This is a genomic window from Pseudomonas chaetocerotis, from assembly GCF_015712105.2.
Lineage (GTDB): Bacteria > Pseudomonadota > Gammaproteobacteria > Pseudomonadales > Pseudomonadaceae > Aquipseudomonas > Aquipseudomonas chaetocerotis.
Window position 1 is genome coordinate 735,593 of sequence record NZ_JACFYX020000001.1, and the last position, 13,090, is coordinate 748,682.

Genomic DNA, 13,090 nt, shown 5'->3' on the forward strand with positions numbered 1-13,090 from the left:
GCCACGACCATGATGCATGCCGATCTGATCGACCAGGAAGACTTCCGTGAGCGCCTGATCGCGCTGGGCCTGAGTATTCCAGCAGGCGTAACGCCCGAGCAGGCGTGCGAGCTGGCCGTCAACGGCCTCAGCGCCGAGCGCGCCGTGGCCCTGCGTCATCTGGTGGAGGAATTGCTCGGCGGCAGCGCCACCCTGCTGCCCAATGTGCGCGAAGCCATCAGCCGGCATCTGCTGCCGGCCCTGGTGCCGAAGCCAGCCTGATTTCCTCATTGCGCACGGCGCACCCTGAGGACGGGCGCCATTGGGTATGGGTGTGCTATGAGCACCAATTTCTACAGAAGAACGGTGGGCCGAGCAGCTGATCATCCAAAACGGGGCGCCGCTGGCGCCCCGTTTTGATTGCGGCTCGACTCAGATCCGCACGCTAGCGAAGGTCGACTCGCCTTGCGCACGGTTGAGCGCCAGCACCGCGCTGGAGTTGACCTGATGCTCGGGAATCGGCAACAGCATCACCAGGTTGTTGCCCTGCTGACCGGCGCGTTCATCGCGCGGCGGAATGCCGAAGTACTCGCGGTAGCACTTGGAGAAATGCGGGGTGGAGACGAAACCACAGACCGAGGCCACTTCGATGATCGACATGCTGGTCTGCTTGAGCAGCTGCCGCGCGCGGATCAGGCGCAGCTTCAGGTAGTAGCGCGACGGCGAGCAGTGCAGGTACTTCTGGAACAGGCGCTCGAGCTGACGACGGGAGATGTCGACGAAGCAGGCCAGCTCGTCGAGGTCGATCGGCTCCTCCAGGTTGGCCTCCATCAGCGCGACGATTTCCTGCAGCTTCGGCTGGTTGCTGCCGAGCATGTGCTTGAGCGGCACGCGCTGGTGATCCTGCTCGTTGCGGATGCGCTCGTAGATGAACATTTCGGAGATGCCGGCGGCTAGTTCGCGACCGTGCTGCTGGCCAATCAGGTGCAGCATCATGTCCATCGGTGCGGTACCGCCGGAGGAGGTGTGGCGATTGCGGTCGATGGAGAACAGCCGGGTGGTGATGGCCGCACGCGGGAACGCTTCCTGCATCGAGGCCAGGCACTCCCAATGCACGCTGCAGTCGTAGCCATCGAGCAGACCGGCCTTGGCCAGCGCCCAGCTGCCGGTGCACACCGCACCGAGCAAGCGCCCCTGGCGCGCCTGTAGTTGCAGCCAACTGACATGTTCACGCTTGACGCTGTGCTGAATATCCACACCACCACAGACGATCACCGCATCCAACGCCGGAGCACTTTGCATGGTGGCGTCCGGAGTGATCTTCAAACCATCGCTGGCGCAGACAGGCAGGCCATCGTGAGTCAGGGTATGCCAGCGAAACAGTTCCTTGCCGGAAAGCTGGTTGGCCATGCGCAGGGGCTCTACCGCCGAGGCGAGGGAAATCAGGGTGAAGTTGTCCAGGAGCAGGAAGCCGATGGACTGGGCGACACGGTTCTGGGGTTGCGCCCCTTGGCTGAACTGCGACATTGATGGAACCCTCTCACGCTAAGCACGGTGTGAGCCCAATTGAAGTGGGCCTCTGTTTTATCCTGGCCAGGTTTGAAAACCGGGCGGCTATGCATCTCTACGCAAAGGCCATGCCTAAATTGATCAGGCGTTCAATAAAAAACGAACCATCAATGAATGGCGCGCTGGACGGGCTTCCTGACCCTGTTTTCAGAGTTTGCGAAATGCTCTAAAAGCCTCTTTCCACAAGGCTTTGAGCATTTTGGTAGCACGGACTGAGTGACCTGCTACGGCATCTCTGGCTGCCAGTAACGGACAGACGGTAACAAGATCGACCGACCGGTCACGCTTGATGGCATCGACGCCCGCAAGCGTCGCACCAAAAGCTCGCGAAACGCGGGCTTCTGCCAGAATCGCTGCACCAGCAAAGGTCAACGCTGGCCGGCGTGTCATCCGCCGGGACCTCCATGGAGAGATGCATCCTGATGAATCTGCAACGGGTTCGCGATGATCCAACTTTCGCCAGCGCACCCAGATACCCAACCGACTCACGCATATCCAATCGCGCCGCGGCGGCCGTCCGTGTCTGAGTCTTTTCTCGGCATGTCAGTGTGGCTTCTCCCCCGAAGAGCGGCCCACCTCCTTAACACCCGAGCAAATGGACACTCCCGGCTGGGAACCGCACCCGATGAACGAACGTCTGAAGATGAGCTATCTGGCCGGTGGCGATGAATATTTCGGTACCAATCACGGAGCGGCACAGGTCAACACGGAGGCACGCGGTGGGTTGAGCGAGCAGTGTCCCAACCTGGCTTGGCTTTTCCGCAATATGACCTTCACCATCAGCGCAGAAAACCAGTTGATGAGTGCCGTACTGGAAGACAATACCAACCGCCGCCGCGTGGCCAAGCAGTGGATCGAAGACAACCCGCAGATGATGACGACCTGGCTGGAAGGCGTGACCCGCTATCAAGGTGGCCCTGCCAGCAAGGCCCTCGACGTATCACTGACAGTAAATGACTGATAAATTCGACGAAATGGCCGAGAAAAACCAATAAAATGGCAAAAAATAAAGGTCGCCTCACCGTCCGGAAAGGCCGTCCCTCATCTCGCAGAGAATCACGCTCAGGCGCGCGACCTGCACCAGGCGCGACCAATCGGTCACATTGCGCCGCCTTTCGCTTTTCCAGCGATTTTCGGCACTACACCACCCTTCTCTGTAAATTTTTTTCAACATCGCCACAGCCCCCGCGCTACGCCGCCTGCGCCTCGCTTGAAGAGCTGAAAACCAGCACCGGCGCGGCTTTCAGCCTTGGCCAAGGGACGAAAAAGTCTGTTAAGGTTTTTAAAGCACGTTCTCGAAAGCGCTTCTCGATGCTTACATCGAGCGCTATTCGAAACGGCATCACGCAGTGCTTTCAGGAGCCCGGAAACGGCGAAAACATGGAAAAACACAGGGTGTGACGGGCCATGTCGTCGCCCAACACGTCAGGGTCGCAAACCGATAATTGCGCAGAGCCCAAGACTATATCGTTGAGTCAGCCGATGACGTCGCTGCCGCCTCCCAAGGGGAAAGGCAGACTGGGGCCCACCGCCCCGGACCGAAGAACATACAAGCGCTGGCCCACCATCGACAGGGCGCCAGCCCAACAAGAAATTTCGGATGTACGCATGCGCCAGGACGACGCATGAACCCCCAAGGGAATGGGCTTCGAAACACTGCCAGAGGGTTTGGAAAGCGGTTTGCAGCACGGCAAGACAGTGGTCACTCATCAACAGGTTGCAACGACGCTGCGGGCAGTTTTTGCCACCAGCCGCGTGCGCTGCAGCGTGCCCGAGCGCCACACTCGACGCCCACAGCGAAACGTTCGCCAACCTCGAAACTCAGCAAACACCCACACAGGTATCAGAGGCCTGACACAGCTGATCTACGCTTCGACGATGCGTGCCCAGCCGTGCCAGCGTGAACTGGATGCCGATTGAAGGGGAAACGTCCCATGCAGTCTGGAAAGATCGTGGTCGAACACCTGTACAAGGTGTTCGGCTCCAACCCACAAGAAGCCATCGACCTGCTCAAGGAAGGCTGGAGCAAGGAGAGGATTCTGGCCGAGAAAGGCGCCGTGATCGGCGTCAGCGATGTGTCGTTCAGTGTCGAAGAGGGCGAGATTTTCGTTCTCATGGGCCTGTCCGGCTCCGGCAAGTCCACCCTGATCCGTCTGATCAATCGCCTGGTCGAACCCAGCGCCGGTGATGTCTACATCGATGGCCAGAACGTGGCCAAGCTGCCGCAATCGCAACTGATCGACCTGCGCCGGCGCGACATGAGCATGGTCTTCCAGTCCTTCGCCCTGATGCCTTCGCGCAGCGTGCTGGACAACGCCGCCTTCGGTCTGGAAGTTGCCGGCACCGGCCGTAAGGAGCGCGAAAAGCGCGCCATGGAAGTGCTCAAGCAGGTCGGCCTGGACACCTTCGCCCACAAGTACCCGCACGAGCTCTCCGGCGGCATGCAGCAGCGCGTCGGCCTGGCCCGCGCGCTGACGGTGAACCCGTCGATGATCATCATGGACGAGGCCTTCTCCGCCCTCGACCCGCTCAAGCGCCGTGAGATGCAGGACGTGCTGCTGGAGCTGCAGAAGACCCACCGGCGCACCATCATCTTCGTCTCCCACGACATCGAAGAAGCCATGCGCATCGGTACCCGCATCGGCATCATGGAAGGCGGCAAGCTGATCCAGGTCGGCACCCCGCAGGAGCTGATCGAAAAGCCGGCCAACGAGTACGTGCGCAACTTCTTCGACACCGTCGACACCAGCCGCTACCTCACCGCCGGCCAGCTCAAGGCCGACAGCGTGCCGACCTATGTCTACAACGGCAAGGCGCCGGATGCGGCAGTGATCTGCAAGGACTTGCAGGCACTGGACAAGCACTACGCCTTCATCGTCGACGAGCAGAACAACTTCCAGGGCTCCATCAGCCTGGAAAAGATCGCCCTGATGGTCGACGGCGACGAACCCAGGCCACTCGAGGCAGATGCGCTCAAGCACGTGGTACCGGTACCCGAAGACATGCCGCTGGAACACGTCATCACGCGCCTGGTGGACAACGAAGGTCCGATCCCTGTGGTGGACGCCCAAGGCCACTACTGCGGCGCCATCAGCAAGGGCCGTCTGCTGACCCGACTGCAGGGGGAATCTCATGAGTGACAAGAAACTCGACCTGGGTAGCTGGGTCAACGACGTCGTCCAGCACCTGCTGGACAACTACAGCGGTGCCTTCGACAGCATCGGCAAAGTGGTCAGCGGCTTCTCCGAAGGCATCGAAGCTTTGCTGATGCTGCCGCCGGCCTGGCTGCTGATCGCCATCTTCGTCGCCCTCGGTCTGTGGCGCATCGGCGCACGTTTCGCAGTATTCACCGCAGTGGCCTTCATCCTCATCGTCATGACCGGCTTCTGGGAACAGACCGTGGTAACCCTGGGCCTGACCTTCTCCTCGACGCTGATCAGCCTGCTGCTGGGTATTCCGCTGGGCATCTGGGCCGCCAAGAGCGAGCGCGTGGCGACCATCATCCGGCCGATCCTCGACTTCATGCAGACCATGCCGGCGTTCGTCTACCTGATTCCGGCAGCCATGCTCTTTGGCCTCGGCCGCGTGCCCGGCATCATCGCCACGGTGATCTTCGCCATGCCGCCGGCGGTGCGCCTGACCAGCCTGGGCATTCGCCAGGTGAACAAGGAAATCGTCGAGGCCGGCCAGTCCTTCGGCTGCACCAGCCGCCAGCTGTTGTTCAAGGTACAACTGCCCAACGCCATGCCGTCGATCATGGCCGGGGTCAACCAGACCATCATGATGGCCCTGTCGATGGTGATCATCGCCTCGATGGTCGGCGCCGGTGGCCTGGGTAACGATGTGCTGGCGAGTATCCAGCGCCTGGACATCGGGCTAGGCTTCGAAAGCGGCATGGCCGTGGTGCTGCTGGCGATCATTCTCGACCGCATCACTGAAAGCTTCGGCACCAAGCAGACCGCCCGCGGCGGCATCTTTGCCTGGTTCAGCGGCAAGCTGCAGCGCCAGTAAACATTTTTTCACTTCACAGGGAACCGCAGATGAAAATGATCAAGACCACTGCCGCCATCGGCCTGCTGTCCTGCGCACTGATGCAGGGCGCCATGGCCGCAGAGCCGGCGAGCTGCAAGCAGGTGCGTTTCGCCGAGATTGGCTGGGCCGACATCGCCGCCACCACGGGTGTGGCCATGACTCTGGTCGAGGGTCTGGGCTATCAGCCGCGCAAGATCATGGCTTCGGTACCCATCGCCTTCACCGGCGTCAAGAGCGGCCAGGTCGATGTCTTCCTTGGCTATTGGGCGCCGTCAATGGACTCGGTGATCGAGCCGTTCCTCAAGGACGACGGCGTCAAGGTACTGCCCAAGGCCAACCTCGAAGGTGCCAAGTACACCCTGGCCGTGCCGACCTACGCGGCCGAGGCCGGCCTGAAGAGCTTTCAGGATATTGCCAAGTTCAAGGATCAGCTGGGCGGCAAGATCTATGGCATCGAGCCGGGTAACGACGGCAATCTGCTGATCGACGGCATGATCAAGAACAACCAGTTCGACCTCGGCGACTTCCGCATGGTCGAGTCCAGCGAAGCCGGCATGCTGGTGCAGGTATCGCGCGCCATCAAGAAGAAAGAGCCGGTGGTCTTCCTCGGCTGGGCGCCGCACCCGATGAATACCCAGCACGACATCACCTACCTGTCAGGCGGTGACGACGTGTTCGGCCCCGATTACGGCGCGGCCAAGGTTTACACCGTTGTGCCGCCGGATTACGAGGCACGCTGCGAGAACGTCGGCAAGCTGCTGAACAACCTGCAGTTCACCGTCGATATCGAAAGCCAACTGATGGAAAAGGTCCTGGAAAAGGAAAACCCGCAGAACGTCGCCAAGGAGTGGATCAAGGCCAACCCTGCGATCCTCGATCAGTGGCTGAGCGGCGTGACCACCTTTGACGGCCAGGACGGCGTTGCCGCCGTGAAGAAACACGTGGGGCTGTAACAAGCCACAACCTGATTCGGGCTCGAACCTCAGGGTTCGAGCCCGGAAACCTCCTCGTAAACCACTAGCGGCTGATTTCTGGCCGTGACGGGGAGGCTTTGCCCGCGAACCGGCAATCTGCTGCGCAACACGGATTCGCAAGGCCCGCAATGAGAACGAGCCAGTCAACGATCTTGCAACTGCCACTCACTGATGGAGCACAACAAACATGCGCGTAATCAAGCACCTCTGCCTCGGCGCTGCCGCCCTGGCCATCGGCATGGGCAGCGCCCTGGCCGCCGACAAGCCCACCCTGAAGATCGGCTACGTCAATGGCTGGGATGACAGCGTCGCCGTCACCCATGTCGCCGGTGAAATCCTGCAAAGCAAACTCGGCTACACGGTCGAACTGAAGCCGGTCGAACCCGCCATCATGTGGCAGGGCGTGGCCCGTGGGGACCTCGATGCCACCCTCTCCGCCTGGCTGCCGGCGACTCATGGCGAATACTTCGAGAAGCTCAAGGACAAGGTGGAAATCCTCGGCACCAATTACTCCGGCGCCAAGATCGGCCTGATCGTGCCGGACTACGTACAAGCCAAGAGTATCGAGGACCTGGAGAAATACGCCAAGGACTTCGACGGCAAGATCACCGGCATCGACGCTGGTGCCGGCGTGATGCGCCGCACCGAAGACGCCATCAAGGAATACAACCTGGCCAGCATCAAGCTGATGCCGAGCTCCGGTCCGGCCATGGCCACCGCCCTGACCCGCGCCGAGAAGGCGCAGAAGCCGATCGTGGTCACCGGCTGGATTCCGCACTGGATGTTCGCCAAGTGGAAACTGCGCTTCCTCGAAGATCCGAAGAAAGTCTTTGGTGACGACGAGCGCGTCGATACCGTGGCCAACCCGGAACTGAAGGGCAAGGCTGCCGACGCTGCCGCCTTCCTCAGCAAGATTTCCTGGAGCGGTGAAGAAGTCGGTGCAGTGATGCTGGCCATCCGCGAAGGCGCCAAGCCGGATCAGGCCGCCAAGGACTGGATCGCCAAGAACCCGGATCGCGTTGCGCAGTGGCTGAAGTAAGCCTTCCTCCAGTTACATCACAAAGCGGGCTTCGGCCCGCTTTGTCGCTTACTGTAGGGTGCACTGTGCGCACCGGGCTCCATCAGCGACAAGCCGGTGCGCACGGCGCACCCTACCCATGTAATTGATCGAACGATCAAAATCCGCCTAGACTCCAGCCCAACTTACCCCGCTGGAGATCCCCATGCCCAAGGTCGGCATGCAGCCCATTCGTCGTTCGCAGTTGATTGCTGCCACCCTGGAAGCCGTCGACCAGGTCGGTATGGCCGATGCCAGCATCGCCTATATCGCCCGCCTGGCCGGGGTATCCAATGGCATCATCAGTCACTACTTCAATGACAAGAACGGCCTGCTCGACGCCACCATGCGTCACCTGATGCAGGCGCTCAGCAATGCAGTGGGACAACGCCGTCGCGCATTGCGCGAGGACAGCCCGCGCGCGCACCTGAAAGCGATGATCGACGGCAACTTCGATGAAAGCCAGGTCAGCGGCCCGGCGATGAAAACCTGGCTGGCGTTCTGGGCCAGCAGCATGCACCAGCCGGCCCTGCGCCGCTTACAGCGGGTCAATGACCACCGCCTGTACTCCAATCTGTGCGGCCAGTTCCACCGCGCGCTGCCGCAGGATCAGGCACGCTTCGCGGCTCGCGGCCTGGCCTCACTGATCGATGGCCTGTGGCTGCGCGGCGCGCTTTCCGGCGAAGCCTTCGACACCGAACAGGCACGCCGCATTGCCTACGACTATCTCGACCTGCAGCTAAGCAAAGCCCACTGTCCTTAGGATGTCGCGGGGTCACCTTGGCTGTGCGCACCACCAAAGCGTCCCTAACAGTTTCGTAGGGTGCGCTGTGCGCACCGCGTACTACCCCTTTCTCTGGTCATTTGGATCGCTCGGTGCGCACGGCGCACCCTACGCCCTGTGGCTGGCAACAGCCTACCTCCACGTACCTGAAAAGCATGTCGCGTTTGGCTGCGTCCTGTCGCTTTTATTGATTGATCGTTCAATTTAAATAAAATAGGCTGTTCTCCAAGCAGATTGCCAAGTGCAGAGGACAGCCCATGCCCCGTTTCGCCGAACAGCAGCTCTACATCGGTGGTCAGTACGTCGCCGCCAGCAGTGGAGAAACCTTCGACAGCATCAACCCAGCCACCGGCGAGGTGCTGGCCAAGGTGCAACGCGCCAGCCAGGCGGACGTCGATCGCGCCGTGGCCAGCGCAGCCGAGGGGCAGAAGGTGTGGGCGGCGATGACTGCCATGCAGCGCTCGCGCATTCTGCGCAAGGCCGTGGACATCCTGCGTGCGCGCAACGATGAACTGGCCGAGCTGGAAACCCTCGACACCGGCAAGCCGCTGTCCGAAACCCGCTACGTCGACATCGTCACCGGTGCCGACGTGCTGGAGTACTACGCCGGCCTGATCCCGGCGATAGAGGGCGAGCAGATCCCGCTGCGCGAGACTTCCTTCATTTACACCCGCCGCGAGCCGCTGGGCGTGGTCGCCGGCATCGGCGCGTGGAACTACCCGATCCAGATCGCCCTGTGGAAATCCGCCCCGGCCCTCGCCGCCGGCAACGCGATGATCTTCAAACCCAGCGAAGTCACCTCGCTGACCGCGCTGAAACTGGCCGAGATCTACACCGAGGCCGGCCTCCCCGCCGGCGTGTTCAACGTGCTTACTGGCAGCGGTCGCGAAGTCGGCCAATGGCTGACCGAGCATCCAGGCATCGAGAAGATTTCCTTCACCGGCGGCACCGTCACCGGCAAGAAGGTGATGGCCAGCGCCTCCAGTTCCAGCCTCAAGGAAGTGACCATGGAGCTGGGCGGCAAATCGCCCCTGATCCTCTTCGAGGACGCCGACCTGGACCGCGCCGCCGACATCGCCGTGATGGCCAACTTCTACAGCTCCGGCCAGGTCTGCACCAACGGCACCCGCGTGTTCGTGCCGCGCATGCTGCAGGCGCGCTTCGAAGCCAAGGTGCTGGAGCGGGTGGGCCGTATCCGTCTCGGCGATCCGCTCAGCGACACCACTAACTTCGGCCCGCTAGTGAGCTACGCGCACATGGAAAGCGTGCTCGGCTACATCGAGCAAGGCCGCAGTGAGGGCGCACGCCTGCTGATCGGTGGTTCGCGCGTCACCGATGGCGACTATGCCAAGGGCGCCTACGTCGCCCCCACCGTATTTACCGACTGCCGGGACGACATGACCATCGTGCGCGAGGAAATCTTCGGCCCGGTGATGAGCATCCTCATCTACGACAGCGAAGAGGAAGTGATCCGCCGCGCCAACGACACCGACTATGGCCTGGCTGCCGGCGTGGTGACCCGCGACCTCAATCGCGCACACCGGGTGATCCACAAGCTGGAAGCCGGCATCTGCTGGATCAACACCTGGGGCGAGTCGCCGGCCGAAATGCCGGTGGGCGGCTACAAGCAGTCCGGTGTCGGCCGCGAGAACGGCCTGGTCACCCTTGGCCACTACACCCGCATCAAGTCGGTGCAGCTGGAAATGGGCGATTACACCTCGGTGTTCTGAACCCCATCGCAGCTTAGGAGCGGCGGGGCGGCGCACCGCTTCAGCCGCGAAGTCATCGCGGATAAATCCGCTCCTACAAAAAACCGCCGCCCCGTAGCCCGGATGCAATCCGGGAACAATCACCGCGTTTTCCCGGATCACAGCCGGGCAACAGGAGGAGCCATGACCCAGGAATTCGACTACATCATCATCGGCGCCGGTTCGGCCGGTAACGTCCTGGCCACCCGACTGACCGAAGACGCAGACGTCAGCGTGCTGCTGCTGGAAGCCGGTGGGCCGGACTATCGCCTCGACTTTCGTACCCAGATGCCCGCCGCCCTGGCTTTCCCGCTGCAGGGCCGGCGCTACAACTGGGCCTACGAGACCGACCCCGAGCCGCACATGAACAACCGCCGCATGGAATGCGGCCGCGGCAAGGGCCTGGGCGGCTCATCGCTGATCAACGGCATGTGCTACATCCGCGGCAACGCGTTGGACTTCGACAACTGGGCTACGGCCAAAGGCCTGGAAGACTGGAGCTATCTGGACTGCCTGCCGTACTTCCGCAAGGCAGAAACCCGCGACATCGGCCCCAACGATTACCACGGCGGTGACGGCCCGGTCAGCGTGACCACCCCCAAGGCCGGCAACAACCCGTTGTTCCACGCCATGGTCGAGGCCGGCGTGCAGGCCGGCTATCCGCGCACCGATGATCTCAACGGCTATCAGCAGGAAGGCTTCGGCCCGATGGACCGCACCGTGACCCCGGAAGGTCGCCGTGCCAGCACTGCGCGCGGCTACCTGGACCAGGCACGGACGCGGCCCAACCTGACCATCGTCACCCATGCAACCACCGACCGCATCCTGTTCGACGGCAAGCGTGCCAGCGGCGTCAACTATCTGATTGGCAACTCGAACAACGCCAACGAAGCCCGTGCCCGTCGTGAAGTGCTGCTGTGCGCCGGCGCCATCGCCTCACCGCAGATTCTGCAACGCTCAGGCGTCGGCCCCGCCGCGCTGCTGCGCGAGCTGGATATCCCGCTGGTACATGAACTGCCCGGCGTCGGCCAGAACCTGCAGGATCACCTGGAGATGTACCTGCAGTACGCCTGCACCGAACCAGTCTCGCTGTACCCGGCGCTCAAGCTGCTCAACCAGCCTGGCATCGGCGCACAATGGCTGTTCGCAGGCAACGGCATCGGCGCCAGCAACCAGTTCGAGGCCGGCGGTTTCATCCGCACACGCCCGGAGTTCGCCTGGCCCAACATCCAGTTCCACTTCCTGCCGGTGGCGATCAACTACAACGGCAGCAATGCGGTGAACGAGCACGGTTTCCAGGCGCACGTCGGCTCGATGCGCTCGCCCAGCCGCGGGCGCATTCAGCTCAAATCCAGGGACCCGCGCCAGCACCCGAGCATCCTCTTCAACTACATGAGCGCCGATCAGGACTGGCAGGAGTTTCGCGACGGCATACGCCTTACCCGCGAGATCATGGCGCAGCCAGCGCTCGATCCTTACCGTGGGCGTGAAATCAGCCCTGGCGCGCATGTGCAGAGCGACGCCGAGCTGGATGCCTTCATTCGCGAGCATGCGGAAACGGCTTTCCACCCATCCTGCTCGTGCAAGATGGGCGAGGACGACATGGCGGTAGTCGATGGTCAGGGCCGCGTGCATGGCCTACAGGGTTTGCGCGTGGTGGATGCGTCGATCATGCCGGAGATCATCACCGGCAACCTCAACGCCACCACCATCATGATCGCCGAGAAGATCGCGGATCGGATTCGCGGGCGCCAGCCATTGCCGCGCAGCAACGCGCCCTACTTCGTCGCGGGCGAACGCCCGGTGCGTGGTACGCCGCTGCGCAGCCAGCAAGACAGATTAGTCGGGTAATTCCTGGCGGATCATCCAGTGCCCCTCGGGCGGCATCAGCCGGCCGAGGTCGAAACGATCCAATGACGCAGCGTCGAGCATCTCGATCTGCGGGCTCACCAGCTGCGGCAGCTTTTCGCCCTGCAGACCACGAACGGCCAGATCCAACGCGATGCGTGCCTGAATCACCGGTGAATCGGTGGGTGCCGCCAGTACCTGGCCTTCGCGAATCTGCTCCAGCACCCGTTCGGTGGCATAGAACGACAACACCTGCGCTTCGGAGCCAATATTGCGCACCAGTTGCGCGGCAAAAGCAGCCGCTTCGGCATTGGCAATCAGGTAATCGAGACGTGGATGCTGCTTGAGCAGCTCACGCGTCAGCTGCGCCTGTCGGCTGCGATCAACTGGGGCATAACCACCATGGACCAGGGTTACCCGGGTTCCAGGCAAGGCATCACGCAGACCGCGCTCGGCATCCTGCACCCAGCCAGCATCGGCCGGGCCGGGTAGCCAGCCGACCTGAATCGGCCGCCCCTCGCTGACACGTACCAGATACTTGAGCGTGGCACGCGTCATGTCAGCGAAGTCGACCCGCGAATGCGCGCTGAGCCCCGGGCATTCCAGGCGATTGACCAGATCGATCACCGGTCGACCAGCCTTGATCTGCACGTCTGCCGCGTGGCACAGGTCATAGGTGTTGATGCTGGCCACGACGAACGCATCGGCGCCCTCGGCTACACAATGCTCGAACTGCTCCACTTGCACCTCGGCATACTCGTAACCACCGGCTTCGTAGATGCCCAGCCGCACGCCAAGACGCCTGGCTTCCTGATCCAGCCCCCAGGCCACGCCCCACCAGTAGCGGTCCTTGCCATGGGGCAGCAGCGCGCAGACGCGCCAGGGCTGGCTGGCCGCCGGCAAAGGTCGGTAATCCAGCATGCGGCCATCGGCACGTACAGGATAGGGGAACCACTCGGCCGCCAGCAGCGGCTGGCAGGCCAGCGAAAGCCACAGAGATAACCAGCGCATGACGCCGTCCTTAGCCCTTGCGGGGCGATGTGCCAGTAACCCCAGCGTAGCACCACCTCTGGCACCTGCTTGCACATCGGCAACCCGC

Annotated in this window: 11 protein-coding genes; 9 read left to right on the forward strand and 2 right to left on the reverse strand. The window is 62.2% G+C overall.

Annotation, left to right across the window (positions count from 1 at the left end):
• Positions 1–9 precede the first annotated feature (9 nt).
• Positions 10–261: a hypothetical protein gene (locus H3221_RS03355; RefSeq protein WP_196475527.1), complete on the forward strand. Its 252-nt coding sequence runs from the start codon at positions 10–12 to the stop codon at positions 259–261.
• A 150-nt stretch (positions 262–411) separates the two neighbouring features.
• Here the strand turns inward: H3221_RS03355 and gbdR are convergent, their stop codons facing one another.
• Positions 412–1,506 carry a choline metabolism transcriptional regulator GbdR gene (gbdR, locus tag H3221_RS03360; protein ID WP_100547499.1) on the reverse strand — a complete coding sequence of 365 codons (1,095 nt, stop codon included), beginning with the start codon at positions 1,504–1,506 and terminating at the stop codon, positions 412–414.
• 637 nt (positions 1,507–2,143) lie between these two features.
• Here gbdR and H3221_RS03365 point away from each other — a divergent pair.
• The 8 genes from H3221_RS03365 (at position 2,144) to betA (ending at position 11,994) form a co-directional block, all read left to right on the forward strand.
• Entirely contained in the window at positions 2,144–2,509 is a 366-nt protein-coding gene (locus tag H3221_RS03365; RefSeq protein WP_224490463.1) for a glycine betaine ABC transporter substrate-binding protein, read from the forward strand.
• A 973-nt stretch (positions 2,510–3,482) separates the two neighbouring features.
• The gene (locus tag H3221_RS03370) at positions 3,483–4,688 is read left to right on the forward strand and encodes a quaternary amine ABC transporter ATP-binding protein (protein WP_100547500.1); all 1,206 of its coding nucleotides are present in this window, start codon (positions 3,483–3,485) and stop codon (positions 4,686–4,688) included.
• Positions 4,681–5,559, forward strand: a complete 879-nt coding sequence (locus H3221_RS03375; protein ID WP_100547501.1) for an ABC transporter permease — start codon at positions 4,681–4,683, stop codon at positions 5,557–5,559. The genes H3221_RS03370 and H3221_RS03375 overlap by 8 nt, the downstream gene beginning before the upstream one ends.
• 29 nt (positions 5,560–5,588) lie before the next feature.
• Positions 5,589–6,533, forward strand: a complete 945-nt coding sequence (locus tag H3221_RS03380) for a choline ABC transporter substrate-binding protein (protein ID WP_074855226.1) — start codon at positions 5,589–5,591, stop codon at positions 6,531–6,533.
• 208 nt (positions 6,534–6,741) lie between these two features.
• On the forward strand, positions 6,742–7,593 hold the full coding sequence (locus tag H3221_RS03385; RefSeq protein WP_196475526.1) for a glycine betaine ABC transporter substrate-binding protein: 852 nt from the start codon (positions 6,742–6,744) through the stop codon (positions 7,591–7,593).
• Positions 7,594–7,777: 184 nt separating this feature from the next.
• Complete coding sequence (betI, locus tag H3221_RS03390; protein WP_196475525.1) at positions 7,778–8,374, forward strand: transcriptional regulator BetI; 597 nt, start codon at positions 7,778–7,780, stop codon at positions 8,372–8,374.
• Positions 8,375–8,652: 278 nt separating this feature from the next.
• Entirely contained in the window at positions 8,653–10,125 is a 1,473-nt protein-coding gene (betB, locus tag H3221_RS03395; protein WP_196475524.1) for a betaine-aldehyde dehydrogenase, read from the forward strand.
• A 162-nt stretch (positions 10,126–10,287) separates the two neighbouring features.
• On the forward strand, positions 10,288–11,994 hold the full coding sequence (betA, locus tag H3221_RS03400) for a choline dehydrogenase (RefSeq protein WP_196475523.1): 1,707 nt from the start codon (positions 10,288–10,290) through the stop codon (positions 11,992–11,994).
• Here the strand turns inward: betA and torT are convergent.
• The gene (gene torT, locus H3221_RS03405; protein ID WP_196475522.1) at positions 11,983–13,002 is read right to left on the reverse strand and encodes a TMAO reductase system periplasmic protein TorT; all 1,020 of its coding nucleotides are present in this window, start codon (positions 13,000–13,002) and stop codon (positions 11,983–11,985) included. The genes betA and torT overlap by 12 nt on opposite strands.
• Positions 13,003–13,090 lie beyond the last annotated feature (88 nt).